Annotated in this window: 25 protein-coding genes; 7 read left to right on the top strand and 18 right to left on the bottom strand. The window is 66.3% G+C overall.

Translation table 11 applies throughout. The annotated features are described in order from the left end of the window. Positions 1 to 36: 36 nt before the first annotated feature. Positions 37 to 522, bottom strand: coding sequence for a benzoate 1,2-dioxygenase small subunit (gene benB, locus AC1PPK_RS18145; protein ID WP_481114414.1), 486 nt, complete (start codon positions 520 to 522; stop codon positions 37 to 39). Continuing rightward, positions 522 to 1895 carry a benzoate 1,2-dioxygenase large subunit gene (benA, locus tag AC1PPK_RS18150; protein ID WP_481114415.1) on the bottom strand — a complete coding sequence of 458 codons (1374 nt, stop codon included), beginning with the start codon at positions 1893 to 1895 and terminating at the stop codon, positions 522 to 524. Before benA ends, benB begins: the two co-directional genes overlap by 1 nt. Positions 1896 to 2619: 724 nt before the next feature. Here benA and AC1PPK_RS18155 point away from each other — a divergent pair. Then, positions 2620 to 4440 (top strand): sigma 54-interacting transcriptional regulator, encoded by a 1821-nt coding sequence (locus AC1PPK_RS18155; protein WP_481114416.1) that lies wholly within the window; start codon positions 2620 to 2622, stop codon positions 4438 to 4440. Positions 4441 to 4496: 56 nt separating this feature from the next. On the opposite strand, the gene AC1PPK_RS18160 is transcribed toward AC1PPK_RS18155, so the two are convergent. After that, positions 4497 to 4934: an RrF2 family transcriptional regulator gene (locus AC1PPK_RS18160; protein WP_481114417.1), complete on the bottom strand. Its 438-nt coding sequence runs from the start codon at positions 4932 to 4934 to the stop codon at positions 4497 to 4499. Between the two features lie 151 nt (positions 4935 to 5085). On the opposite strand from AC1PPK_RS18160, the gene AC1PPK_RS18165 reads away from it, so the two are divergent. Both AC1PPK_RS18165 and AC1PPK_RS18170 read left to right on the top strand, forming a co-directional pair. Beyond that, positions 5086 to 5742 carry a class II aldolase/adducin family protein gene (locus tag AC1PPK_RS18165; protein WP_481114418.1) on the top strand — a complete coding sequence of 219 codons (657 nt, stop codon included), beginning with the start codon at positions 5086 to 5088 and terminating at the stop codon, positions 5740 to 5742. A gap of 76 nt (positions 5743 to 5818) precedes the next feature. After that, positions 5819 to 7009, top strand: coding sequence for a globin domain-containing protein (locus AC1PPK_RS18170; protein WP_481114419.1), 1191 nt, complete (start codon positions 5819 to 5821; stop codon positions 7007 to 7009). A gap of 48 nt (positions 7010 to 7057) precedes the next feature. Here AC1PPK_RS18170 and AC1PPK_RS18175 read toward each other — a convergent pair whose 3' ends face one another. Continuing rightward, positions 7058 to 8317: a benzoate/H(+) symporter BenE family transporter gene (locus AC1PPK_RS18175; protein WP_481114420.1), complete on the bottom strand. Its 1260-nt coding sequence runs from the start codon at positions 8315 to 8317 to the stop codon at positions 7058 to 7060. Next, positions 8310 to 9281: an aldo/keto reductase gene (locus tag AC1PPK_RS18180; RefSeq protein WP_481114421.1), complete on the bottom strand. Its 972-nt coding sequence runs from the start codon at positions 9279 to 9281 to the stop codon at positions 8310 to 8312. The genes AC1PPK_RS18175 and AC1PPK_RS18180 overlap by 8 nt, the downstream gene beginning before the upstream one ends. Positions 9282 to 9399: 118 nt before the next feature. Here AC1PPK_RS18180 and AC1PPK_RS18185 point away from each other — a divergent pair, with 118 nt between their 5' ends. The 4 genes from AC1PPK_RS18185 (at position 9400) to AC1PPK_RS18200 (ending at position 13500) form a co-directional block, all read left to right on the top strand. After that, on the top strand, positions 9400 to 10311 hold the full coding sequence (locus tag AC1PPK_RS18185) for a LysR family transcriptional regulator (RefSeq protein WP_481114422.1): 912 nt from the start codon (positions 9400 to 9402) through the stop codon (positions 10309 to 10311). Positions 10312 to 10529: 218 nt separating this feature from the next. Beyond that, positions 10530 to 11114, top strand: a complete 585-nt coding sequence (locus tag AC1PPK_RS18190; protein ID WP_481114423.1) for a TetR/AcrR family transcriptional regulator — start codon at positions 10530 to 10532, stop codon at positions 11112 to 11114. Positions 11115 to 11194: 80 nt separating this feature from the next. Then, positions 11195 to 12358: an iron-containing alcohol dehydrogenase gene (locus tag AC1PPK_RS18195; protein ID WP_481114424.1), complete on the top strand. Its 1164-nt coding sequence runs from the start codon at positions 11195 to 11197 to the stop codon at positions 12356 to 12358. A gap of 53 nt (positions 12359 to 12411) precedes the next feature. Further along, a complete protein-coding gene (locus AC1PPK_RS18200) occupies positions 12412 to 13500 on the top strand; it encodes an alkene reductase (protein WP_481114425.1) in 1089 nt (362 codons plus the stop codon). A gap of 147 nt (positions 13501 to 13647) precedes the next feature. Here the strand turns inward: AC1PPK_RS18200 and flgB are convergent, their stop codons facing one another. The 13 genes from flgB to paaH all read right to left on the bottom strand — a co-directional run bounded on the left by flgB (position 13648) and on the right by paaH (position 26439). Further along, positions 13648 to 14241, bottom strand: coding sequence for a flagellar basal body rod protein FlgB (gene flgB / locus AC1PPK_RS18205; protein WP_481114426.1), 594 nt, complete (start codon positions 14239 to 14241; stop codon positions 13648 to 13650). 146 nt (positions 14242 to 14387) lie between these two features. Next, positions 14388 to 15770 (bottom strand): porin, encoded by a 1383-nt coding sequence (locus tag AC1PPK_RS18210; RefSeq protein WP_481114427.1) that lies wholly within the window; start codon positions 15768 to 15770, stop codon positions 14388 to 14390. A gap of 236 nt (positions 15771 to 16006) precedes the next feature. Then, on the bottom strand, positions 16007 to 17104 hold the full coding sequence (paaE, locus tag AC1PPK_RS18215) for a 1,2-phenylacetyl-CoA epoxidase subunit PaaE (RefSeq protein WP_481114428.1): 1098 nt from the start codon (positions 17102 to 17104) through the stop codon (positions 16007 to 16009). A gap of 154 nt (positions 17105 to 17258) precedes the next feature. Beyond that, positions 17259 to 17759, bottom strand: coding sequence for a 1,2-phenylacetyl-CoA epoxidase subunit PaaD (gene paaD / locus AC1PPK_RS18220; RefSeq protein ID WP_481114429.1), 501 nt, complete (start codon positions 17757 to 17759; stop codon positions 17259 to 17261). Between the two features lie 10 nt (positions 17760 to 17769). Further along, complete coding sequence (gene paaC / locus AC1PPK_RS18225; protein ID WP_481114430.1) at positions 17770 to 18552, bottom strand: 1,2-phenylacetyl-CoA epoxidase subunit PaaC; 783 nt, start codon at positions 18550 to 18552, stop codon at positions 17770 to 17772. Further along, positions 18552 to 18848: a 1,2-phenylacetyl-CoA epoxidase subunit PaaB gene (paaB, locus tag AC1PPK_RS18230; protein ID WP_481114431.1), complete on the bottom strand. Its 297-nt coding sequence runs from the start codon at positions 18846 to 18848 to the stop codon at positions 18552 to 18554. The genes paaC and paaB overlap by 1 nt, the downstream gene beginning before the upstream one ends. Then, the gene (gene paaA, locus AC1PPK_RS18235) at positions 18845 to 19849 is read right to left on the bottom strand and encodes a 1,2-phenylacetyl-CoA epoxidase subunit PaaA (RefSeq protein WP_481114432.1); all 1005 of its coding nucleotides are present in this window, start codon (positions 19847 to 19849) and stop codon (positions 18845 to 18847) included. The genes paaB and paaA overlap by 4 nt, the downstream gene beginning before the upstream one ends. A gap of 53 nt (positions 19850 to 19902) precedes the next feature. After that, positions 19903 to 20709: an enoyl-CoA hydratase-related protein gene (locus tag AC1PPK_RS18240; RefSeq protein ID WP_481114433.1), complete on the bottom strand. Its 807-nt coding sequence runs from the start codon at positions 20707 to 20709 to the stop codon at positions 19903 to 19905. 24 nt (positions 20710 to 20733) lie between these two features. Beyond that, positions 20734 to 21879, bottom strand: a complete 1146-nt coding sequence (locus tag AC1PPK_RS18245; RefSeq protein WP_481114434.1) for an ABC transporter substrate-binding protein — start codon at positions 21877 to 21879, stop codon at positions 20734 to 20736. A gap of 32 nt (positions 21880 to 21911) precedes the next feature. Next, on the bottom strand, positions 21912 to 23117 hold the full coding sequence (pcaF, locus tag AC1PPK_RS18250; RefSeq protein WP_481114435.1) for a 3-oxoadipyl-CoA thiolase: 1206 nt from the start codon (positions 23115 to 23117) through the stop codon (positions 21912 to 21914). 14 nt (positions 23118 to 23131) lie between these two features. Continuing rightward, entirely contained in the window at positions 23132 to 24457 is a 1326-nt protein-coding gene (paaK, locus tag AC1PPK_RS18255; RefSeq protein ID WP_481114436.1) for a phenylacetate--CoA ligase PaaK, read from the bottom strand. A 13-nt stretch (positions 24458 to 24470) separates the two neighbouring features. Then, positions 24471 to 24920, bottom strand: a complete 450-nt coding sequence (paaI, locus tag AC1PPK_RS18260; protein WP_481114437.1) for a hydroxyphenylacetyl-CoA thioesterase PaaI — start codon at positions 24918 to 24920, stop codon at positions 24471 to 24473. Further along, positions 24913 to 26439: a 3-hydroxyacyl-CoA dehydrogenase PaaH gene (gene paaH, locus AC1PPK_RS18265; RefSeq protein ID WP_481114438.1), complete on the bottom strand. Its 1527-nt coding sequence runs from the start codon at positions 26437 to 26439 to the stop codon at positions 24913 to 24915. Before paaH ends, paaI begins: the two co-directional genes overlap by 8 nt.

A 26439-nucleotide genomic window follows, 5' to 3' on the forward strand; every position in this document is an offset into this window, starting at 1 on the left:
TAAAACAAGGGCCCGCCCTCCGGCGGGCCCGGTACATCAGATGTGGTAGATGTCCAGCACGTGGTGGATGTGGTCGTTCTTGAGGACCACGTACTTGCGCTTGATCAGCGGCTTCGGACCAGTCACGTCGAGGGTGTATTCGGACGTACCGAAGTAGGTGTCGACGATCTGGTAGCGGTAGCTATGGGTGGTCCAGTTGAAGCGCAGCCTGATCGTGCTGTCGTCCTGCGAGAGGATCTCCAGGTTGTTGATCGCGTGGCCGGTGCGGGTGTCCGGAATGGTCGCGCTCGAGCGTTCGGTCTCGATGCGGAACACACGGTCTTCCAGGCCCTGCTTGTTGGCGTAGTAGATCAGCGAGACTTCGTTCTGCGGATTGGTGGTCAGCGTGCCGTCGTCATCCCAGGACGGCATCCAGAAATCCACGTCATCGGCGTAAAAGGCCAGCCAGTCGTTCCAGCGGCGTTCGTCGAGGGCACGGGCTTCCTGGTACAGGTAGGTTTGAATGGCTTCGTAGGACAGCATCACTTGTCTCCGTTGTTTTCTTCAGCGTGGATGGCTTTCTTCATGGCTTCGACCCAGTACTTGTGCTGCACGGTGTACAGGCCTTCGTCTTCGGTCTTGACGCCGGACAGTTCCGGCTTGAGGCCGATCGCCTTGGCGTTGTCGTCGGCGCCCTCGACCCAGTGCACCGAACCGCGGGTCATGTCGTTCCACTTCACGGCGCGGGCGTTGAAGCCCTGCTGGCAGGAGCGGAACTCTTCCAGGTCGTCCGGGGTGGCCATGCCGGTGGCGTTGAAGAAGTCCTCGTACTGGCGCAGGCGGCGGGCACGGGCTTCGGGCGCTTCGCCCTTGGGGGCGATGCAGTAGATGGTGGCTTCGGTCTTATCGACGGAGATCGGGCGCAGCACGCGGATCTGCGAGCTGAACTGGTCCATCAGGTACACGTTGGGATACAGGCACAGGTTGCGGGACTTGCTGAGCATCCAGTCGGCCTTGGCTTCGCCGAACTTCTCGACCCACTCATCGCGCTTGGCCCACAGCGGGCGGTCTTCCGGGTTGGCCCAGTTGGTCCACAACACCAGGTGGCCATGTTTGAAGGAATAGGAACCGCCGCCCTTGCGCGCCCAACCGCCGGCGCTCATGGCCTTGATGGTGTCGACCTTGCCGTCGGTGGTACGGCGCCCTTGCGTGGCGGCGTAGTTCCAGTGGGTGGCGGTAACGTGGTAGCCATCGGCGCCGTTTTCGGCCTGCAGCTTCCAGTTGGCGTCGAAGACGTAGGAGCCGGAACCACGCAGCACTTCAATGCCTTCCGGTGCCTGATCCACGATCATGTCGATGATCTTGGCCGCTTCGCCCAGGTGCTCGACCAGCGGCTTGACGTCCGGGTTGATGCTGCCGAACAGGAAGCCACGGTAGTTCTCAAAAGCGCCCAGCTTGACGAGGTCGTGGCTGCCGTTGCAGTTGAAGCTCTCGGGATAGCCGGCGTCCGGGGTCTGGTCCTTCACCTTCAGCAGCTTGCCGGCGTTGTTGAAGGTCCAGCCATGGAACGGGCAGGTGAAGCTCGACTTGTTACCCTTCTTGTGACGGGCCAGTTGGGCGCCGCGGTGCGTGCAGGTGTTGAGCAGCGCGTTCAGATTGCCGGTCTTGTCGCGGGTCAGCACCACCGGCTGACGGCCGACGTAGACGGTCATGTAGTCATTGACGTTGGCGATCTGGCTCTCGTGGGCGAGATAGACCCAGTTGCCCTCGAAGACGTACTTCATCTCGAGCTCGAACCATTCCTCATCGGTGAAGGCAGAGCGATCCAGGCGGTAGATGTGATTGACGGGATCTTCTTCAAGCAAGGCATCGAGCTTGTCGAGACGGGTCTGGGTGTCGTGGCGGATCTGGGTCACGCTGGTCTCCTATTCGCGGTCTGAATCAAAAATCGCCCACGGGCGCTGGTGCAAAACGATTTCTTCGGGCCGAGCCCTGCCCTGCCGCCGACCTGGCAGGTCAACACGCACGAGGGGCAAAAAAGGGCTGCGGTAAAGGCGCCGCCAGATGGCGGCCGGGGGGCGACCGCCTAGGGCGGATCGCGGGGGGAAAGCATCTGCGGCATGGTTCTCGTCTCCATTCGTGGCCTGCTTGTCTGCAAGGCTCTGTCCTGTTCGCCGGACTCCGGATTTGCTCAATTCGTTGGTCGATCGAGCATTCCGTTGAATCAGGCCTTACGGGAGACTTGATAGCGAAAGACGTGCCAGATCCTGAGTCGAGTCATTTGACATAATCCGTGCAACCCAGATCTGGCGCGGGATTTATGTCAATTCTCGAGATTTTTTGGGGAGGCACAGGTATGCTTCGCCAGGCATCGAAGCACCTCAGTAAATGAATCAAATGCTTTAATCCACCCATTAATAATGCACTGCACAATGAATCAATGCATTCACGCCCCTGTCGGCGGCGGGGTCATTCAGAGTTGTTCCCCACCCGCCAACCGGCGTATCTTCGGTATTGCTGACATCGAATCGGCTTCAGGCACGCCACGTGCTACTACCCGCGGCTCTGATTCAGACCTATAAGCATTGAGGAGGGAGACACAATGCACGCCAGAACCCGCAATGCCCGGGAGGTTCGTCCGTGAAATCGGCCAGCCGTCCCCCCGTGATTCCGCAAGGCCATCTGCCGGTCGTGCCGCCCGAACAGGTGGACACCGACAAGCCGCACTTCCCCGAGGTCAACGACCTGATGGGGCGCCTGCACTTCTCCACCAGCGACGGCCGCATCTGGCTGGACGACCAGCGCATGCTGCTGGTCCACGCCAAGGCGCTGGGCATGCTGCGCCGGGACATGATCGAACTGCTGGGCCTCGACGTGGCCCGCGGCTTCATGACCCGCATGGGCTACTACGCCGGCGTCGCCGACGCGCAGCTGGCCCGCAAGGTGCGCCCCAAGACCTCGATCCATGACATGTTCGTGGTCGGCCCGCAGATGCACTGCCTGGAAGGCATCGGTGTGTCGGAAGCGGTGCGCATCGAGTGCGACGTGGAGCGCGGCATCCATTACGGTGAGTTCATCTGGACCAGCCCCGTCGAGGACGAGGAGCACATCCGCCACTTCTCCATCGGCACCGAACCGGCCTGCTGGATGCAGATCGGCTACGCGTCGGGCTTCTCGTCCGAGTTCATGGGTCGCCAGGTGCTCTACCGGGAAGTGGAATGCCAGTCGATGGGCCATCCGGTATGCCGCATCATCGGCAAGCTGGTGGAGGAATGGGGCCCCGAAGCCGCCGAAGACCTGCGCTACATGATGCCGGAGACACTGCAGTTGGGCGTACCGCCGAATGTGGTGCGGCCGGCCTGCTCCATTGGCCAGCCCGGTGCGGAACAGATACCGACCGACATGCCGGTGGGTATGTCTCCGAGCTTCAACTCGGTGATGCACCTGGTCCGCCGCGTCGCGCCAACCCAGGCCACCGTGCTGTTCCTCGGCGAGAGCGGCGTTGGCAAGGAAGTCTTCTCGCGCACCCTGCACCGCCTCAGCTCCCGCGCTGACAAGCCCTTCGTTGCGGTTAACTGTGCGGCGATCCCGGAACAGCTGATCGAATCCGAACTGTTCGGTGTCGAGCGCGGCGCCTACACTGGTGCGCTGCAGAGCCGCCTGGGCCGCTTCGAGCGGGCCGACGGCGGCACTCTGTTCCTCGATGAGATCGGCACCCTCAGCGCCAGTGCCCAGGGCAAGCTGCTGCGCGCCCTGCAGGAAGGCGAGATCGAACGCCTCGGCGACTCCCAGACCCGCAAGGTAGACGTGCGCGTCATCGCCGCAACCAACGTGGACCTGCGCGACGAGGTGAAGGCCGGGCGCTTCCGCGAGGATCTGTTCTTTCGCCTCAATGTCTTCCCGGTGCGCATCACACCGCTGCGCGAGCGCCGCGAGGACATCCCGCTGCTGATGACGCACTTCCTGTCCAAGTTCAACGCCCGCCACAGCCGCCGCCTGACCGGGTTCACGCAGCGGGCGGTGGACGCCATGCTGTCCTACAACTGGCCGGGCAACATCCGCGAGATGGAGAACGTCATCGAGCGCGGCGTGATCCTCGCCCCGGAGGGCGGCGCCATCGACGCCCCCCACCTGTTCACCAGCGGCGAGCGCTTCACCGAGCAGCGCTTCACGATCAACAAGGACGGCAAGCTGGTGGCCATGGACCCGTCAGTGTTCATCACCGAGCTGACCCAGGACCGGGAAGTCGAGCGGGTCAGCCGGCGCGTCAGCAACCTGTTGCTCGACGACCACGACGACTGCGACAAGGTGTCGCTGGACGAGATCGAAACCCTGCTCCTCAAGCGTGCCATCGAGCGGGCCCAGGGTAACGTGGCCGCCGCCGCGCGCCTGCTCGGCATCACCCGGCCGCAGATGGTCTATCGGCTGAAGAGTCGCGGCATCATCAACGAAGGCGAGTAATCCCACCTGCGGCGCGCTCCGCCCGGGAGGCGCCGCTGCAAGCCTGCTGCCGGGCCCTACTCGACTCGGGTCAGCACATGCAGGATCTCACGCTGGGCTGGCCCCAGCACCTCAGCCAGGCTCACCGTATCGAGGGACTTGAAGAAGGCCTCCAGCGCGACGTCGAACACCCCCTTCAAGCGGCAGCGCGAGGTCAACAGGCAGCGGCTGCCTTCGGTGAAACATTCCACCAGCGCCAGATCCACCTCCATCTTGCGCACCACTTCGCCAATCCTGATCTCTGCCGGCGACCGGGCGAGGCGTAGCCCACCGCCCTTGCCGCGGATCCCGTCGACAAAGCCGTTGCGGATCAGCTGATTGACGACCTTCATCAGGTGACTGCGGGAGATTTCGAAGCGCTCGGAGATCTCCTGGATCGTCGGCAAGCGATGCTCGTTGGACGCCAGGAAAATCAGAACGCGCAGGGCGTAATCGGTGTGCTGGGTGATGTGCATGGCCGGCGATCAACTCTGAAACACGCCCGTTCCGGGCATCGATTGCTCGGATTATAGGGGATTCCCTTAAAGATTCATTTTCGTTGACTCTTTTAAAGATGCATTTTAGAGTCAACTTAAATCCTGCACCCAACAACCACGGAGAGACCCGATGAAGCCCCAGCGCAACACGTCCCCGGAACACCCGACACTGGAGCAGGCCTGCGCCGTGATGCGGCGCGCCTACAAGCTCGGCTGGATCAGCACCCGCGACGGCAACATCTCGGTGGCGATGACCGACGGGCGCGGCTTTCTCATGTCGGCCAGCGGTGTCATCAAACACGCGCTGGTGCCGACCCAGTTCGTCTTCATCCCGGCCGACGGCGTATCGGCGGTCGATGCCTATCCCCGTCCGTCCGGCGAACTGGAACTCCATCGCCGCCTGCAGATGTTGCTCGGTGGCCGCAAGCTGACTGTGCTCCACCTGCACCCGACCCACATCGTCGCTGCGCTGTACGCCGGCCACCGCCTCACTGAGTTGTCGGCCGGCTTCCCCGAAGTCACCCGCTATACCCGCGTCGGCCCTGACGTGCCGGCCTTGGCCGCCACCAGCGTGGAACTGGCCGAAGCCTGCGAAGCCGCATTCCAGCCTGCACTGGGCCCGGCGCCGCATATCGTCGGCCTTGATCGCCATGGCGTCGTAGCCGTCGGCCGGACCCCGTGGGAGGCCTTCGAGCACGTGGAACGACTGGAGCACATCTGCCGTATCGCGCTGACCGCCGGCCAGCCGGCCACGGCCATCCATGCCGAGCAGACCCACGCTTACTGATTTCCCTTAACGGGGGCGAACCCCATCGCCCCCTGCAGTTCGACAAAACAATCCCAACAGAGAGGATCCCTTCCCCATGCTGTCCACCACCGCCCGCCCGCTCATCGAGGCGACCGTCCCCGTTCTGTTGGCCAACGGCGAAGCGATCACGCGCCATTTTTATGCTCGCATGTTCAGCCACCACCCGGAGCTGAAGAACCTCTTCAACATGGGTAACCAGGCCAGCGGCAACCAGGCCCAGGCGCTGGCTGGCGCCGTGTATGCATTTGCGAAGCACATGGACAAGCCGGAAATCATCGGCCCCGTGCTCGACCGGATCGCCCACAAGCACGTCAGCCTGGGCATCACGCCGGCGCAGTACACCATCGTCGGCCGCCACCTCATGGCCTCCCTCGGCGAAGTGCTCGGCGCCGCAATCACCCCGGAAATCGCCGCCGCCTGGGACGAGGTCTACTGGCTGATGGCCACCGAGCTGGTAGCCCGCGAAGCCCGCCTGTACCAAGAACGCGACTGGCAGGCCGGTCAGACATGGCCAGTGATGGACGTCGCCCACAAGGAAGTCACCAGTGCCGATACCGTGGCCCTGACGCTGAAGCCCCGCGACGGCGTGGCACTACCGGACTTCGTGCCCGGCCAGTACCTGAGCGTGGCATTGCCGATTCCCGAAGCCGGGCTGACCCAGGTGCGCCAGTACAGCCTGTCCGACGCGCCTGGCAAAGATGGTTGGCGGATCACCGTCAAGCGCGTCGCCGAGGGTGACACCGCCCCGGCCGGCGCGGTATCGAGCCGCATCCACAGCACGATCGAGGTCGGCGACCAGATCCGCGTCGGCCCGCCGGCTGGCGATTTCCGCCTACATGATGACACCCGTCCGGTCGCTCTGATCAGCGCTGGCGTCGGCATCACGCCCATGGTCTCGATGCTGCGCCACCTGTCCGCAACGCAGCCCGAGCGGTCGGTGCTGTTCGCCTACGCCACTGCGGCTGCCGACCGCTATCCCCATCGCGACGAGGTGGAAGCCTGCGTCGACACGCTGGAAGATGCCCGCTACCACCTGTGGCTGGAAGATGCCGGTTCCGACCAACACGCCCAACCCGGCCGCATGAATCTGGAGTCGATTGATCTGCCCGCCGACGGCGACTTCTACCTGTGCGGTCCGCTGCCCTTCATGCAGGAGCAGCGCCGCCAGTTGCTCGGTCAGGGAGTGTCCCGCGAGCGGATCCACTACGAAGTCTTCGGACCCGACCTGTTCGCCGAACTGCAGTAAGTCCCCATGTGACGGGTCCGGCCAGCGCGTGCCGGACCCACCGCAGGCTCAGGACGCCTGGCGCGCCGGCCATTCCAGCCGGTGCAGCACCAGGTAGGCGAAGGAGCCGATGACCACGCCCCAGAAGGCGGAGCCGAGGCCCAGAAAGCTCATCCCCGACGCGGTTGCCAGGAAGGTGATGATCGACGCCTCCCGATGGTCCGCCTCGTTGATCGCGCCCATGATGTTGGCGGTGATCGCGCCGATCAGCGCCAGGCCGGCCAGCATTGCGACGAACTCCTTCGGCAGCACCGCGAACAGGGACACGATGGTCGCACCGCAGCAACCGCCGATCAGGTAGAACACCCCGTTGGAAATCCCCGCTACGTAGCGCTTGGCCGGATCGTCGTGGGCGTCCTTGCCGGTGCACAGCGCCGCGGTGATCGCCGCAATGACGATGGTGATGCCGCCGAAGAAGGCCACGATCAGGGATGCGATGCTGGTGACCGCCAGGATCGGCCGCGCTGGCGTCGAATAGCCCGAACTGCGCAGAATCGCCATGCCCGGCAGGAACTGTCCGGTGATGCTGACCAGCACCAGCGGCAAGGCCAGGCTCAGCGTCGAACTCCCGCTCCACTCCGGCCGAATGAAGGTCGGCGTGGCGAAACTCAGCTGCACCTTGCTCAGATCCGCCCCGCCGATGGCCACGGCCAGCGCGACGCCGAGTAGCAGCACCAACACCATGCAGTAGCGCGGCAGCAGGCGCTTGAGGATCACGTAGGAGGCCACCATGCTGAAGGTCAGCAGTGGCATCGAGCCGGCCGACTTGAACGCGTTGCTGCCGAACTGGAACAGGATGCCGGCCATCATGCCGGCGGCGATGCCCTTCGGCACGTGCTTCAGCAGCCGGTCGAAATAGCCTGTGATACCAATCACGAAGATCACCGCCGCGGCGCTGATGTAGGCGCCCACCGCCTCGTTGAGGGACAGGCCGGGGAACAGCGTCACCAGCAACGCCGTGCCCGGCGCCGACCACGCGGTGACGACCGGCACCTTCAGCGCCCAGCTCAGGAAGATCCCCGACAGCGCGGCGCCGATGGACACTGCCCACACCCACGAGGAAATCATCTCCGGCGACACATGGGCGGACTGGGCGGCCTGGAAGAAGATGATCATCGGCCCCGAATAGGAGATCAGCACCGCCAGGAAGCCCGCCGTGACGGACGAGACCGACCAGTCCTTGCTCAGCATGCTTTTCTCTGCGTCTTGGGAAGATTGATCCACGTCGGCGTCGCCGCCGCGCCAGCCCCGCAACACGCGTTCAGTCATGGCCGGCCACCCCGCGCGGCCGGTACTGGGCTTCGAGACGGGCCACTTCCTCCGCCGTCAGCTCAAGCGAGATGCCGGCCAGCGCGTCCTGCAGGTGATGGGGCTTGGATGCGCCGATGATGGGCGCCGTGATGCCGGCCCGGCTCGCTACCCAGGCAATCGCCACCTGCGCGGCAGGCACGCCGCGCTCCTGTGCGACCGCCTCCACTGCCGCGACGATGGAGTCCTCGGTGACCTGCTGGTCGTACCAGGCGTGGGCCAGGTTGTCGGTATTCGCTCGCGTGGTCTGCGTCTTGCGCGAGCCGGCCAGCAGGCCACGGGCCAGCGGCGACCAAGGCGTGACGGCGATACCCTCCTCCCGGCACAGGGGCAGCATCTCGCGCTCCTCTTCCCGGTAGATCAGGTTGTAGTGGTTCTGCATCGACACGAAGCGGGCCAGGCCGTGGCGCTCCTGGAAACTGAGCATCTTCATGAACTGCCACGCATACATGGACGAGGCACCGATGTAGCGCGCCTTGCCGGCCCGGACGATGTCGTCCAGGGCCTGCAGCGTCTCCTCGACGGGTGTCTCCGGATCGAAACGATGGACGATGTAGAGGTCCACGTAGTCAGTTCCGAGCCGCTTCAGGGACGCATCAATGCTGGCCATGATGTGCTTGCGCGACAGGCCGCGGTCATTCGGCCGCTGGCTCATCGGGTAGAAGACCTTGGTGGCGATCACCATGTCGTCCCGCGACGCGAAATCCCGCAGCGCGCGTCCGAGGATCTCCTCGCTGGCGCCGAGGGAATACATGTCGGCGGTGTCGAAGAAGTTGATGCCCGCGTCGAGCGCCTGGCGGATGAAGCCGCGGCCGGCCTCCTCATCGAGCACCCATTCGCGCCAGCTCGACTTGCCGTAAGTCATGCAGCCCAGGCACAGGGGCGACACCTTGAGGCCGGTGGAGCCGAATCGTACGTAATCCATGCCATGTCTCCTGTTGATGCAATGCGGATCTTGAGGAGGATTATGAGTATTGGCGATGGATTGATAAATGTGCAGTAAACGGCAACACTATTTGCTTTAAACAAACAATCAACCCGCCGTGGACCACCTGCAAGCCATGCGGCTGTACACCCGCATCGTCGAACTGGGTAGTTTCAGTCGCGCCTCGGAACAACTCGACCTGCCGCGGGCATCCGCCACGCAGATCATCAAGCAACTCGAAGCCCACCTCGGTACGCGCCTCTTGCTGCGCACGACCCGTCAGGTCCGCCCGACCCTCGACGGCGACGCCTATTACCAGCGCTGCGTGGCGATACTGGCCGACATCGACGACATGGAAGCCTCCTTCTCCCAAGCCGCCCGCGACCCGCGCGGCCGCCTGAAGGTGGACATGTCCGGCTCCCTGTGCAGATTGGTGCTGATGCCCTCGCTGCCAGAGTTCTGCGCCCGTTATCCGCTGATCAGCCTGGAGATCAGCGTCAGCGACCGGCAGATCGACCTGGTACGGGAAGGGGTGGACTGCGTGCTGCGCATCGGCGAACTGCGCGACTCGAACCTGGTCGCCCGGCCGCTCGGGCGCCTCGAACAGCTCAGCTGCGCCAGCGCCGACTACCTCGCCCGCCATGGCACACCGCGCACGCTGGACGATCTCGAGGCCCACCGAATGGTGGACTACCTGTCCGCCTCGTCCGGCAAGTCCATCCCGCTGGAGTTCACCGAAGGCGCAGCTGTCGTGACCCGCAGCCTGCCTTCCACGGTAGCCGTCAATAACGGCGACGCCTACGTGGCAGCCTGCGAGGCCGGCTTCGGCATCGTCCAGATGCCCCATTACCACGTAACCCGCCAACTTGCTGCCGGTACGTTGGTGGAAGTTCTCCCCAATCATCCTCCACCGTCCCTTCCATTGACCGTCCTTTACCCGCAGAACCGCCAGTTGTCTCCCCGAGTCCGTGTTTTCATCGAGTGGCTGCAGAGTTTGTTTGCAGTGCAGCGAACACGCGCCCCTCAATGATCGTGAAGTTTGTTACGGCTCGTTACATGTATATATTGCGCCGCAACATCAATTTCATTAGTATGAAACCTGTCTCCTCCACCCTCCTCCTTTGGTGTGGATTTAAGCCCGAGCAACCTCCCCGGTTTCTCGGGCTTCTTTTCGTCTGGAGTCAAATATTTTCGCAGCGAACAAAAATCTCTAGACGACTGGTCTAATCCGATCTAGGATTCACCTCCATGAAGCAGCCTTACGCCGATACCCGCCAGCACATCCTCGACACCGCCAGCCATCTGATCGCGGCGAAGGGCTTTTCCTGCGTGGGTCTCAACGAGGTGCTGCAGTCGGCGGAGGTACCGAAGGGCTCCTTCTACCACTACTTCAAGTCCAAAGAGCAGTTCGGCCAAGCTCTGCTGGAAGACTTCTTCACCCGCTACCTGAGCTTCATCGACACCCTGTTCGCCAACTCCGAACTCCCGGCTCGCGAGCGCCTGCTGAGCTACTGGCAGCAATGGCGGGACACCCAGTGCGAGGGCTGCGACGAGCAGAAGTGCATGGTGGTCAAGCTCAGCGCGGAGGTCGCCGACCTGTCCGAGGCCATGCGCCTCACCCTGCGCGACGGCACCGAGCGCATCATCAGCCGCCTGGCGGACTGCATCGCTGCCGGCTCAGCCGATGGCTCCCTGCCTACCCTCGACCCGCTCGATACTGCACGTACGCTGTACCAACTGTGGCTAGGCGCCAGCCTGCTGGCCAAGCTGCATCGCACCGAATGCCCCCTCGAACACGCGATGGGCGCGACAAGAAAGATCCTGTCCCTTTGAACCTTTGTGCAGGTTGCCACTCCGAGACATCATTTACCTAAAAACTAGACGACTGGTCTATTCATACAAAAGGAATATCCATGCTGAACTTCGATTACTTCAATCCGACCCGCATCGTGTTTGGCGAAGGCAGCATTGCCCGCCTTGATGAACTGGTCCCCTCTGACGCCCGCGTGCTGGTGCTGTACGGCGGTGGCAGCGCCGAGCGCAACGGCACCCTGGCCGAGGTGGAAAGCGCCCTGCCCGGCCGTATCGTCAAGCGTTTTGGCGGCATCGAGCCCAATCCGGCCTACGAAACACTGATGGAAGCCGTCGCGCTGATCCGCGCCGAAAAGCTGGATTTCCTGCTGGCCGTCGGCGGCGGCTCGGTGATCGACGGCACCAAGTTCGTCGCCGCCGCCGTCAATTACAGCGCCAGCGACGACCCTTGGCATATCCTCGAAACCTTCGGCGCCCACATCGCAAATGCCTTGCCGATGGGCGCCGTACTGACGCTGCCCGCCACTGGCTCCGAGATGAACAACTTCTCGGTGGTCAGCCGCAAGTCCCTGCACGCCAAACTCCCCTTCGCCAGTCCCCACGTATTCCCGCAGTTCTCGGTCCTCGATCCGGTCAAGACCTACACACTGCCGGCCCGCCAGATCGCCAACGGTGCGGTGGACGCCTTCGTGCACGTGGTCGAGCAGTACCTGACCTACCCAGCCAACGCACCAGTGCAGGACCGCTACGCCGAAGGCCTGCTGCAGACCCTCATCGAAGTCGGCCCCCAGGCCCTGGCCACGCCGCAGGATTACGACGTCCGTGCCAACCTGATGTGGGCCGCCACCCAGGCCCTCAACGGCCTGATCGGTGCCGGCGTGCCGCAGGACTGGGCGACCCACATGATCGGCCACGAGATCACCGCCATGTTCGGCCTCGACCACGCCCAGACCCTCGCCGCCGTTCTGCCGGCCATGCTCGAGCTGCGCCGCGAGGCCAAGCGCGACAAGCTGCTGCAATACGCCGCCCGCGTGTGGAACATTCATTCCGGCGGAGCCGATGAGCGCATCGATACGGCCATCGCCCAGACCCGCGCCTTCTTCGAATCCCTCGGCGTGAAGACCCGCCTTGGCGACTACGGCATCGGCGCCGACGCCGTGCCGCGCCTCGTCGCGCAACTGGAAGCCCATGGCATGACTGCTCTCGGCGAACGCCAGGACGTGGACCTGGCCCTCAGCCGCCGCGTGCTCGAAGCCGCCCTCTGATTCCCCCTCCGACGCCCCCTCAAGCAAGCCCCTCAACGACAAGGAACCCGACCATGACGACCCTTTTCGACCCCATCCGCATCGGCGACATCGAACTCGCCAATCGCATCGTGATGGCACCGCTGACCCGCAATCGCGCCACCGGTGGCGTGCCCAACGAGCTGATGGTGGAGTACTACCGCCAGCGCGCCAGCGCCGGCCTGATCGTCACCGAAGCCAGCCCGATCAGCCCGATGGCCCACGGCTACCTCGACACCCCGGGCATCTACACGCCGGAACAGGTCGCCGGCTGGCGCAAGGTGACCGATGCGGTGCACGCCGCCGGCGGCCGCATCGTGATCCAGCTGTGGCACGTGGGCCGCATCTCCCACACCTCCCTGCTGCCCGACGGCGCCGCGCCGGTGTCTTCCACCGTCCGCCGCGCCGAAACCGTGACCTTCACCCGCGAGGGCTTCGTGCCGGTGTCCACGCCCCGCGCGCTACGCGACGACGAGCTGCCGGGCATCGTCGCCGACTACCGCCACGCCGCCCACTGCGCCGTCGAAGCCGGCTTCGACGGCGTCGAGATCCATGCCGCCAACACCTACCTGCTCGACCAGTTCCTGCGCGACAGCGTAAACGACCGCAGCGGCCCCTACGGCGGCAGCATCCCCAACCGGGCGCGCCTGCTGCTCGAAGTGGTCGACGCGATCAGCGCGGAGATCGGCGCCGCCCGCACCGGCATCCGCCTCAGCCCGCTGATGACCTTCGGCGGCAGCTCGCCGGTGGACAGCAACCCGCAAGCCCTCTACGACTACCTGGTCGCCGAACTGGCGCCGAAGGGCCTGGCCTTCCTGCACATCATCGAGGGCGAAACCGGCGGCGCGCGCGCGCCCGAAGGCGCCCCGGCCTTCGACTACGCCGCCCTGCGCCGCGCCTTCGGCGGCCCGTGGATGGTCAATAACGGCTTCACGCGCAGCAGCGCCTTCGAGGCCGTTGCCAACGGCGACGCCGACCTGATCGCCTACGGCAAAGCCTTCATCAGCAACCCCGACCTGGTCCGCCGCCTGAAGGAAGACGCGCCGCTGAACGAGCTGCGCGCGGACAAGCTGTATGGAGGCGGCGCCGAGGGCTACACGGACTATCCCACGCTGACCAGCTGATCTGTCGCTCCCACGACTTCGCCGGTCTCACCGCTCTGGTTGAGGCCGGCGATGTCATTGGCGGATCCCCGATCTCTTCCAATGGAGCGCTTGCGGGACATGCTGGCCATGCTGCCGGCAGCGTAGCGCCTAGTAGGCGCTTGCCCCTTAATCCTTCAGGCTGCTGAGCAGCTTGGCCTGATCCCTGAAGCCCCCTTGCACCTGGTTCAGGGAGAATTCCAGCCGCAGCACGTTCTCGGCGAACTTGGCGCGCTCCGTATCCATCTCGACGGTGTTGCCGTCCACCGCGCCCTGACCGGGCACCTGGTATTTGAGGGCCAGCGCCTGGGCCATGCGTTCGGTGCGGCCGGGCAGATGCCCCCCGGTGGTGGAGGTCATCTTGAGCTGTGCTACCGGCGGCGTCAGCGCCGCTTGCAGCGCATCGTGCAGGTCCACGTCGCGGGCCTTGAAGTTGGGTGTGTCGGCGTTGGCGATGTTGGAAGCAATCACCTGCTGGCGCTCCGACAAGACGTTGAGCACCCGCTCGTCGTAATCGTCGTCGGTACTGCCCGGCGGCGGCAAAGCCATGTGGTGGGAATCCGTGCGCAGGCCATTCACCGTGGTCCGCTTGATGTTCTGGGACACCAGTTCGGAAAACGAAGAACCCGGCTCGCTGCTGCCCGCCATCTCCTTGCCGGTGATGGGCGTGGCATTGGGCTGCAGCAGGCTCAGCGACGCGGCAGGATTGGTCAGCGTGCTCATAGCGTCACCTTAACACTGCCGCCCCCAATCCAATCTGTGGTGCTGAAGGCTTTTTCACCCCCAATCCTGCACCTGTGTGCGCCGTCGGTGGTCGAAAGCAAGGCTTCCGACCACCGGCTTTCACAATACAAGTACTTCCTTTAGCCTCAGAACACGTGGTTCACACCGAGCATGTAGCCGTTGGGGTCGTAGCCCGGCTTGGCCACGGTGCCGACCAGGTTGCCGCCATCGGTCAGGCTGTAGCTGGCGTTGGCCTTGTTGAGCACCTTGCCCCAGGTGCCGTACAGCGTCGTGCTGTCCTGCAGCTTGTACGCGTAGGCAAGCCCCAGCAGGTTGGCGTCGCGGTTCTTGATCGACTTGTCGTCGAGCTGGCTGTAGCTCACGAAGGCCTTGCCGCGCCACATCGGGATGCCGGCGCTGACGCTCCAGCCTTCGGCTTTGGAGAGGGTCGCCGTCACGTTCTCGTAATTGCCGCCGCTGATGCGGCCATACACGTAGTTGCCGTACAGGGTCGCAAAGCCCAGGTTGTAACTACCGCCCACCTGCCAACCGCGCCGCTTGGCGAGGCCGGTTTCCTGCGGGCCGCTGGCCGGGGCGACGTAGCTGCCGTTATCGAGGTTCCAGGCGGTAAAGGTCGCATTCACCGGGCCACCCGCGTAGTACAGCGCCAAGTCACCGCCGCGGCCGGCCTTGTCGGTGGTGACCGTCGTTGCGCCCGCCGCCGTCGGGGTCACCATGTTCACGTTGTTCTCGCTGCCGCTGCTCAGGGTCAGCTGGCCGGAGAAACCGGCGACCTTCGGCGAGGCATACACCAGCGAGTTGTTGAGCCGCGTCGGCATGCCACCGATCACCGGCAAGAAGCCAGCAGACGAGCCGAAGAAACCCGCCCCCATCGCCGCCGACATCACCGATGAGGTGTAGGAGCCGGCGTACTGGCGACCAGCGGTGACGGTGCCGAAGCGGGTCGAGAGGCCGGCGTAGATCTGCCGCGAGAATATCTGGCTGCCGTTGCTGGTTTGCCCGCCGCTGGACACCGCGGTGTTGTTGATGCCCGGCGTGATGGCGCCGGTGCCAACGGAACCGGTGTCGAACAAAATCCCCGCTTCCATCAGGTAGACCGCCTTCACCTCGTCGCCCAGCTCCTTCTCGCCCTTGAAGCCCAGGCGGGAAGACGTCATGCCGCCGGAGCCGATCGTCGATTTCTGGCCATAACCGCTATTCACCGTGGACGCGCTGACATCCGCCACGCCGTAGATCGTCAAAGTGCCGGACGGGCCGGTCGGCACGCCCATCTGCAGGCCGGCACCGCGGGCCGGGCCACCGGTCTGGATCTCGGTCTTTTTCTGTTCTTCCTGGTTCTTCATCAGCTGCTGGATCAGCTGGCGTTGTTCGGCCAGCTCGCGCCTGAGCGCGTCGATTTCGCTTTCGGCGAAGGCCGGCGCGGCGGCGCCGGAGCCGAATGCGACCAGCAAGAGCAGACTCAGCGGACGGCGGGCGATGGAACGCGGGGCGATGGATGATTGCTTCATGGGTACTCCTCCCTTTTTATGGATCGATGTCCGTGCTTCTTATGGCTTTGGTGCCCGTCCAGACGGACGGGTGAGCTGTGTCGGCTGGGTGACGATGGCGTTTTCAGGGCGCAGCAGTCCTCCTCTCCCTTAGCGGAGAAAAATGGGGTTCAACGGGATTGAAGCGGGCGCGGCTGGCTGGCTGGTCCGGGCTGGCGACGGGAACGGCAGGCCGGCCCCGCCGCCGGATCAGGCCCTCAGCGCTCGTCGAAACTCACCAGCAGATGCTCGCTGGTGACGCGGGACTGGCAGGTGAGCACGAAGCCGGCCGCCACCTCGGCGGGGTCGAGGGTGAAGTTCTTGTCCATCGTCACCTGCCCCTCCACCACCTTAGCCCGGCAGGTGCAGCACACGCCGGCCTTGCAGGAGAAGGGCAGATCGAGGCCGGCGTGCAGGGCCACGTCGAGCACGTGTTCGTCGGGGCTGATCATCAGCTCGTGGCGCTTGCCGTCGAGCACCACCGCCAGCGGAATGGTCCGCTCTGCGGCGCAAACCTCGGCGGTCTTGCTGCGCGTCCCCACCGGATGGGCGCCCGGCGGCAGGCCGACGGTGAAGCGCTCGGTACGCACCCGGTCAGAGGGAACGCCGGCCTCGACCAGGGCCGTCTCGGTGGTGGAGATCATCTCGTCCGGCCCGCAGATGAAGACTTCGTCCATCGACGCCACAGGCAGCAGCGCGGCGATGATGGCGCGCACCTTGTCGCCGTCGATGCGCCCCTGCAGCAGGTCCACCTCCTGGGCCTGGCGGGACAGCACGTGAATCAGCGTGAGGCGGTCCCGGTAGCGGTCCTTGAGATCCTGCAGGGCCTCGTTGAACATCACCGAGGACATGCGCCGGTTGCCATACACCAGCGTGAACTTGCTGTCCGGCTGCTCTTCCAGCGTGGACGCGGCGATGGACAGGATCGGCGTGATGCCCGAGCCGGCGGCGAAGCCCACCCGGTGGATGGCGCGCTTCTTCTTCACCGTGAAGCGGCCATCCGGCGGCATCACCTGGAGGGTGTCACCGGCCTTCAGCGCCTGGGCCGCCCAGTTGGAGAACAGCCCGCCCTCCACCGGCCGGATACCTACCTCCAGCTCGCCGCGGCGGGCCAGCCGGCTGCGCGGGCTGCTGATGGAATAGTTGCGGCGCACGTCCTGCCCGTCGATGGTGGCGCGCAGGGTAAGGAACTGGCCCGGCTCGAAGGCGAAGTCGTCCTTGGCGTCGTCGGGGATGGCGAAGGTGATCGCCACCGCGCCGGCCGCCTCGGGGCTGACGCGCTTGACGGCGAGATCGTGGAAACGGAGTGCTGTCATGATGTTTTAAGCTCCGGAAGCCTGGCTAGGTCGGGCCCGTGAAGAAATCGTGGCGAGCAGGCCTGAGCTTGCGATGAGGCGCAGCGCCGTACGTGATGCACAGCGCGCACCGGAGTCGCAGGATCGGGACGCGCAGCAGATTCATTCATGGGCGTCAGTAGGGCTTGAAGTAATCAAAGGGCTCCTGGCAGTCGAGGCACTTGTAGAGCGCCTTGCAGGCCGTGGAGCCGAACTGGGACGAGACGACGGTGTGGGTCGAGCCGCAGTGCGGGCAGGCTACCGGTTCCGGCGGCGGGCGCCGGCGCACGAACTGCACGACGCTCTCCGCCGGCCGCGTACCACTTGGCGGGGCGATGCCGTAGGCGCGCAGCTTTTCCTTCGCCGCGTCGCTCATCCAGTCGGTGGTCCATGCCGGGGCCAGGCGGGTGACGACCCGGGCCGGGATGCCAGCCTTCTCCAGGCAGGCCCTCACGTCGTCCTCGATCTGCCCCATCGCCGGGCAGCCGGTGTAGGTGGGCGTGATGACCACCTCGACGCCGTCCGCCGTTGCCGTCACGTCCCGCAGGATGCCCAGCTCGCGCAGGGACACCACCGGGATCTCCGGGTCGGTCAGCGGGTCCAGCGTCGCCCAGGTCTGCTCCACCAGCGTGCTCATCGCCCTGCCCTCACCAGGTGGCGCCCGGATGGGCGCGGGCCAGGCCCTGCATCTCGCCGAGCAGGTAGCCCAGGTGCTCCGAGTGGCGGCCCAGCTTGCCTTCCGGCACGTAGCCGCGCACGGTCGGACGGCTCAGCGTGGCTTCCGCCAGGGTCTCGTCCACCAGCGCATTCCAGTCCGCCCGCAGGCTGGCCACATCCACACCGACACCGCTGGCGACGGCTTCCGTCTCCGCCGGACTCGGCAGCCAGAACTCCTCCGTGTAGCGGAACAGGTGGTCCACCGCCGCCTGGGCACGGGCGTGGGATTCGTCAGTGCCGTCGCCGAGGCGCAGCACCCAGTCGGCGGCATGGTGCAGGTGGTAGCGGGCCTCCTTCAGCGACTTGGCGGCGATGGCGGCCAGATCGGCATCGGCGGAGCGCGTCAGGGCATCCCACACCAGCACCATCAGCGCACCGTAGAAGAAGTTGCGCACGATGGTGACGGCGTAGTCCCGGTCCGACGCGGCGTAGCCGACCAACGGCCCATGGTGGGGCAGCTCCAGCAGCGTGTAGTTGCGGAAGCCGGTCTCGTCGCGGAAGTACGCCAGGCTGTCTTCGCTGGCACCGCCGCCCATCCGCGCGGCGGCCAGCTGGTACAGCAGGCGTGCCTGTCCGATGTGGTCCAGGCTCACGTTGGCCAGCGCGATGTCCTCTTCGAGGATCGGCCCGTGGCCGCACCATTCGGCGTTGCGCTGGCCGAGCACCACGGCGTTGTCCGCCAGGTGCAACAGGTAGTCGACAGGCGCGTTCATCACATGTGCCCCACTTCGTCCGGGATCGCGTAGAAGGTCGGATGGCGGTAGATCTTGTCGGCGGCCGGGTCGAACAGTTCGCCCTTGTCGTCCGGGTTGCTGGCGGTGATCGCCGCGGACGGCACCACCCAGATGCTCACGCCCTCCTGGCGGCGGGTATAGACGTCGCGGGCCATGTGCAGCGCCTGGGCCGCGTCGGCCGCGTGCAGGCTGCCGCAGTGCTTGTGTTCGAGGCCCTGCTTGCTGCGGACGAAGACTTCCCACAGGGGCCATTCCTTGAGTGCCGGGGTGTTCATGCTGCCTCCTTGTTCGTGCGTTCCTGTTGTTTGCGGGCGTGGGCCAGGGCGGCGTCGCGCACCCACTGCCCGTCCCGATGGGCCTTCACACGGGTCGCCAGGCGTTCCCGGTTGCAGGGGCCGTCGCCCTCCACGGTGGCCCAGAATTCGGCCCAGTCGATCTGGCCATAGTCGTAGTGCTGGCGGTCCTCGTTCCACTTGAGGTCCGGGTCCGGCAGCGTGACGCCGAGCACCTCGGCCTGAGGCACGGTGGCATCCACGAACTTCTGGCGCAGTTCGTCGTTGCCGATACGCTTGATGCCCCAGCGCTGGCCTTGGGCGCTGTGGGGGCTGTCGGCGTCCGGCGGCCCGAACATCGCCAGGCACTTCCACCACCAGCGGTTCACCGCGTCCTGCACCATCGCCTTCTGGGCGTCTGTGCCCTTCATCATCACCAGCAGCGCTTCGTAGCCCTGGCGCTGGTGGAAGGATTCCTCCTTGCACACGCGCACCATGGCTCGTGCGTAAGGGCCGTAGGAGCAGCGGCACAGGGGGATCTGGTTCATGATCGCGGCGCCGTCCACCAGCCAGCCGATCACCCCCACGTCGGCCCAGCTGAGGGTCGGGTAGTTGAAGATCGAGCTGTACTTGGCCTTGCCGCTGTGCAGCGCGTCGAGCATCTGGTCGCGGCTGGTGCCCAGCGTCTCCGCGGCTGAGTAGAGGTACAGCCCGTGGCCGCCCTCGTCCTGCACCTTGGCGATCAGGATGGCCTTGCGCTTGAGGCTGGGGGCGCGGGAAATCCAGTTGCCTTCCGGCAGCATGCCGACGATCTCGCTGTGGGCGTGCTGGCTGATCTGGCGCACCAGGGTCTTGCGGTAGGCCTCGGGCATCCAGTCCTGGGGCTCGATGCGGCCGTCGGCGTCGATGCGCGCCTCGAAGGCGGCGTCCTGCGCGTCGGGGGTCCGCGAGACGCCCGCCGGTTTGGTGGCGGCGTCGGGTATGTCCATTGCCTGGGTATACATCTGTTCTCTCCTTTACACGGGCCGGTCGGCGCGAGGCTCGCCGGCCCTGGTCTTCAGGGCTTGTCGGGTCCGGCCATCCAGGCCGGGGGACGCTTCTGCAGGAAGGCCGCGAAGCCTTCCCGCGCCTCTTCGGTCGTGCGCTGGCGGGCGATGCGTTGCGCAGTCTCCTCGGCCGTCGCTGCGTCGAGGGGGCGGCCGGCGACTGCCGCAATCAGGGCCTTGGCGGCCCCTTGCGCCAGCGGCCCGCCGGCCAGTAGCGCATCCACCAGGCGGCCGACCGCATCGTCGAGCCGCTCGGTGGGGACCACCTCGTGCACCAGGCCGATGGCCTTGGCCTCGGCGGCCGCAATCCGCTCGGCGGTCTGGAAGTAACGCAGCGTCTGGCGCGGGCCGATGGCCCGCAGCACGTAAGGGCTGATGACCGCCGGGATGATTCCGAACTTCACCTCCGACGTGGAAAACACCGCGTCGTCGGCCGCCACCGCCATGTCGCAGGCCGCCGCCAGGCCAGTGCCGCCGCCCAGCGCCGCGCCCTGCACGCGGGCGATGGTCGGCTTGGACAGCCCGGCCAGCGCCTGCAGCATGGCGGCGAAGCGGCGCGCATCGGCAAGGTTGTCGGCTTCGCCGCGGGTGGCGGCACGCTGCATCCAGTTGAGGTCGGCCCCGGCCGAGAAATGGCGTCCGCGGCCGGCCAGCACCACCACGCGGACGCCAGCATCGGCGTCCAGCTCGACGCAGGCCGCGGCGAGTTCATCGATCAACTGCTCGTCGAAGGCGTTGAACACCTCCGGGCGATTCATCCACAGCGTCGCCAGCGAGCCCCGGCGCTCGATCTGGAGATGCGTGTAAGTGGCGCTCATGACGTGGCCCTCCTTCGTCATCGCTCAGTTGCTCAGCGTCCAGTCGCCGTTGCGCACTTCGAGCATGCGGAACGAGGACAGATCCAGGCCCATGTGGTCACTGGCGGACATGCTGACCTTGCCGCTGGTGCCCACGTAGCCGCGGGTTGCCTCGAGGGCGTCGCGGACCTTGGCCTTATCGGTGGCGCCGGCCCGCTTGATGGCCTCGACGGCGAGCATCAGGCCGTCGTAGGCATAGCCGCCGAAGGTGGACACGTCCTGCTTGTAGCGATCCCGGAAGGCCTTGTCGTAGGCCACGACCACCGGCTTCTGCGGATCGCTGGCGGGCAGCTTGTCCGGCACCAGCTGGGCCGGCGACGGCAGGCGGACGCCCTCCGCGGCCGGGCCGGCGAGCTTCAGAAACTCGTCCGAGGCCACGCCGTGGGACTGGTACAGCGGCAGCGCGATACCGAGCTGACGGTAGTTGCGGGTCACGATGGCCGGCCCCTGACCGAGGCCGAACACGAAGATCGCCTGCACGCCGGGGGCCGCCTTGAGCTTGGTGAGCTGCGGACTCATGTCCGTATCCTTGGGCCCGTAGGTCTCGCTGGCCACCAGGCTGATGCCATACCTGGCGACCACCAGCTCGGCCTCCTTCTTGCCGGATTGGCCGAAGCCGCTGGTCTCGGAGAGCAGCGCAACCCGCGCGATGCCGCGCTTCTTCATGTCCTCGAAGACCTTCTCGGCGGCCATGCGGTCGGTGTGCGGGGTCTTGAAGACGAACTTCTTCACCGGCTCGACGATGACGACCGCGCCGGCCAGGGAGATGAAGGGCGTGCCGGACTTCTCGGCCAGCGGCACCATCGCCATCGTCGCGCCGGTGGTGGTGCCGCCAATCAGCAGGTCCACCTTGTCGTCGTCCAGCAGGCGCTTGGCGAAGCCGTTGGCCTTGTTGGCGTCGCTGCCGTCGTCGTAATGGACCAGTTGCAGCGGCCTGCCGAGCACGCCGCCCTTCCTGTTGATGTCCTCCACATAGAGCTGCAACGTCTTCAGCTCCGGGTCGCCGAGGAAGGCGGCAGGGCCGGTGACCGACAGCACGGAGCCGATGCGGATCGGCTCGGCGGCCTGGGCCGCCAGGCTCGCCAGTGCCACCACCGCGCCGGCGGCGAATTTCCTGAAGATCTTATTCATGGGGTGTCTCCTCCTTCTCCTGCTTATGGTTGTCAGATGCGTTCGATGACCATCGCGATGCCCTGCCCGACCCCGATGCACATGGTGCACAGGGCGTAGCGGCCGCCGCGGCGCTGCAGTTCGTAGAGGGCGGCGGTCACCAGGCGGGCGCCGCTCATGCCCAGCGGGTGGCCCATCGCGATGGCGCCGCCGTTGGGATTGACCCGCGCCTCGTCGTCCGCCAGCCCCAGCTCGCGCAGCACCGCCAGGGACTGGGCGGCGAAGGCTTCGTTGAGTTCGATGAGGTCCATCTGGTCGAGGCGCAGGCCGGTCTGGGCCAGCACCTTGCGCACCGCCGGCACCGGCCCGATGCCCATGACCCGCGGCGCCACGCCGGCGGTGGCCATGCCGACCACCCGCGCCCGCGGCGTCAGACCGTGGCGGGCCGCCGCCGCGCCGGACGCCAGCAGCAGCGCGCAGGCGCCGTCATTGACGCCGGACGCGTTGCCGGCGGTGACGCTCAGCTCGGGGCCATTGACCCCCTTCAGACGGGCTAGAGACTCCAGCGTGGTGTCGGGGCGCGGATGCTCGTCGGCGGCGAACAACAGCGGCTCGCCCTTCCTGCGCGGGATCTCCACCGGCACCAGCTCGTCGGCAAAGCGCCCCGCCTCGTGGGCGGCGGCCCAGCGCTGCTGGGAGCGCAGCGCGAAGGCGTCCTGGTCGGCGCGGGAGATGACGAAATCGGCCGCCACGTTATCGGCGGTCTGCGGCATCGAGTCGGTGCCGTACAGCCGCTGCATCAGCGGATTGACGAAGCGCCAGCCGATGGTGGTGTCGTGGATCGCGGCCTGACGGGAGAAGGCCGCATCGGCCTTGCCCATCACGAAGGGCGCGCGGGACATGCTCTCGACGCCGCCGGCGATCATCAGCGCGGCTTCGCCGGCCTTGATCGAGCGCGCCGCCAGGCCGACCGCATCGAGGCCGGAGCCGCACAGGCGGTTGACCGTCGTACCTGGCACGTCGATGGGCAGCCCGGCCAGCAGGCCGGACATGCGCGCCACGTTGCGGTTGTCCTCGCCGGCCTGGTTGGCGCAGCCGTAGATGATGTCGTCCACCGCCGCCCAGTCCACACCGGGGTTGCGGCGCATCAGGGCCTTGAGGGGCACGGCGCCCAGGTCGTCGGGCCGCACGGCCGCCAGGGTGCCGCCGTAGCGGCCGATAGGGGTGCGGATCGCGTCGCAGATGAAGGCTTCGTTCATGTTGTCGGTCTCCTTCACTGCAGCTTTGGGCGCTGGTCGATAACGCGGCGGGCCTTGCCGGTCTGGGTGCGCGGAATAGTGTCGAAGTCCATCACGTGCACGCGGGTCGAGATGCCGATGATGGTCTTGATGTGGTGGGCCACACTGCGGCTGATCTCCTCGATGGCGCCGCGGCCGACCTTGCCGGTCAGCTCCCGCTGCAGCTCGCAGCGCACCTCCACGTTGTCCAGGTGGCCGTCGCGGGTCAGCACGATCTGGTAATTGCCGGTCAGGCGCGGCTCGCGCAGGATCTGCTCCTCGATCTGGGTCGGGAAGACATTCACGCCGCGCACGATCAGCATGTCGTCGGAACGCCCGACGATCTTGTCCATGCGCCGGAAGGAGCGCGAGGTCGGCTTGAGCAGGCGGGTCAGGTCGCGGGTGCGGTAGCGGATGACCGGGAAACCCTCCTTGGTCAGCGAGGTGAACACCAGTTCACCCTGCTCCCCGTCCGGCAGTACCTCGCCGGTTTCCGGGTCGATGATCTCCGGATAGAAATGGTCCTCCCAAATCACCGGGCCGTCCTTGCTCTCGATGCATTCGCAGGCCACGCCGGGGCCCATGACCTCGGTCAGGCCGTAGATGTCCACCGCGTCGAGCCCCAGCTTGCGCTCGATCTCGGCGCGCATGCCCTGCCCCCACGGCTCGGCGCCGAAGATGCCGACCTTGAGGGAGATCTCCTCCGGCGGGATGCCCAGGCGCTCGAACTCCTCGGCGATCACCAGCGAATAGGACGGGGTGACCATGATGATGTCCGGCCGGAAATCGAGGATCTGCTGGACCTGCTTTTCGGTCTGGCCACCGGACATCGGCACCACGGTGCAGCCGAGGCGCTCGACGCCGTAGTGCGCGCCGAGGCCACCGGTGAACATCCCGTAGCCGTAGGCCACATGGACCATGTCGCCGGGCCGGCCGCCGGCCGCGCGGATGGAGCGGGCGACCAGGTTGGCCCAGTTGTTCAGGTCGTTCCCGGTGTAGCCGACCACCACCGGCTTGCCGGTGGTGCCGCTGGAGGCGTGCAGGCGGCGGATCTGCTTGACCGGCACCGCGAACAGCCCGAAGGGGTAGTTGTCGCGCAGGTCCGACTTGGTCATGAAGGGGAAGCGGCCGAGGTCGGCCAGGGACTTCAGGTCGTCCGGGTGGACGCCCTTCTCGATGCATTTGCGGCGGTACGGCTCCACGTTGTCGTAGGTGTGGCGCACGGACCACTTGAGGCGCTCCAGCTGGAGCGCGGCGATCTCGTCGCGGCTGGCGGTCTCGATCGGGTCGAGCTCGCCGGGTTGGGGCAACTTGGCGGTCACGGGGTGTCTCTCCTCATCCTTTGTTGTCGATCACGTCGCCGGAAATCCGGTAGCTCTTGCCCCGGAACAGGGCGAGGGTCCGGCCCTCGCCGTCGCGCACGGTGACGTCGTAGACGCCGGTGCGGCCGGAGGCAGACTGTTCGACGGCCTCAGCCTGCAGCGTGTCGCCTTCCCGCCCAGGGGCGAGGAAGTCGATATGACACGCGGAGGCGACCGTATTTTTGTTGTAACTGTTGCAGGCGTAGGCGAAAGCGCTGTCGGCCAACGTGAAGATCAGACCGCCGTGGCAGATGCGGTGGCCGTTGAGCATGTCCTCGCGCACCGGCATGGAGATCCGTGCGTAGCCGGGGCGGATCGCCTCGATGCGCATGCCGAGGGCCTGGGTGGCCCGGTCGCGGGACCACATGCTGTCGGCGACGGCCTCGGCCAACGCCTGGGCATCGTCGGAGGTGCGTTCAGTCATGGATCTTCCTTCCGGCCAGCACCCGCTGCTGGATCAGCGGCGAGACCCGGTAGCGGTCTTCGCCGTAGAACTGGGCCAGATTGGCGAGCACTGCGCAGATTGCCGGCAGGCCGGCCAGATCGGCCCAGGCCAGCGGGCCACGGGGATAATTGACGCCGAGACGCATCGCCGCATCGGCGCCGGCCGCGTCGCAGACGCCCTGGTTCACCGCGTCCGCCGCTTCGTTGGCGAGCATTGCGACCGTCCGCATCACCGCCAGCCCCGGCACGTCGCCGAGGCGCGAGACGACGAAGCCCGCCGCCTGCAGCAGGCCTATGGCCGCCCCCAGCGCCGGCGCCCAGCAATTGACCGCAGCGCCGACCGCAATGCGCGTCGCGTTGCGGTAGTCCAGCGCGAGGTCGATCAGCACCAGGTTGGAGATACCGGTTTCCGCCGCCCGCCGGGTCGCGGTGCGGCCGTCGGTGACGAAGACCACCGCCTCGCCGACCGCCGCAATACGCTCGTCGCCAGCCGCGCCCCAGGTGTAGCCGACACCGCGCTCGTGGAGGCGGTCGGCCAGCGCCAGCGCCGCCGGGGATTCTCCGTACAGGGTGATCGCGCCCGGCACGGTCTGGGCGACGGCCTCCTTCGGCTGCGGCCGTTCGGCGCCGTCCCGGTAGTCGTAGAAGCCACGGCCCGTCTTGCGCCCGAGGAAGCCGGCATCCACCAGCTCCTGCTGGATCAGCGATGGCGTGAAGCGCGGGTCGTTATAGAAGGCCGACCACACGGAGCGGGTCACCGCGAAGTTCACGTCGTGGCCGATCAAGTCCATCAGCTCGAAGGGCCCCATGCGGAAGCCGCCGGCGTCCCGCAACAGCGCGTCGAGGGTGGCGCAGTCGGCGCCGCCTTCGCCGAGGATGCGCAGCGCTTCGGCGTAGTACGGCCGGGCGACCCGGTTGACGATGAAACCGGGCGTCGAGCGGGCGTGCACCGGCGTCTTGCCCCAGGCCGCGGCGGTGGCGAACAGGGTTTCGGCGACGGCCGCATCGGTGGCCAGGCCGGAGACGATCTCCACCAGCGCCATCAGCGGCGCCGGGTTGAAGAAATGCAGGCCGGCCAGGCGCTCCGGCCGCTGCAGCGCCGAACCGATGGCGGTCACCGAGATGGACGAGGTGTTGGTGCCGAACAGGCAGTCCGCCGCCACGATGTCTTCCAGGCTGCGGAACAGGCCCTGCTTGGCGCCCAGGTCCTCGACGATGGCCTCGATCACCAGCGCGGCGTCAGCCAGTTCAGCCACGGCTTCTACGGCGATCAGGCGCGCGCCGGCGGCGCCGGCCGCCTCCACGCTGAGGCGGCCCTTGTCGGCGAGCCGTGCGAACTGGGCGCAGATCGCCGACACGGCCTGGGCCGCTGCGCCGGGCCGCTTGTCCACCAGCTTGACGACATGCCCGGCAGCGGCGGCCACCTGGGCGATGCCGGCGCCCATCGCACCGGAACCGACCACGGCGACGACGGCAGAGGGGTTCAAGGCAGCGCTCAC

It is taken from the genome of Zoogloea sp. JDB1, assembly GCF_056724025.1.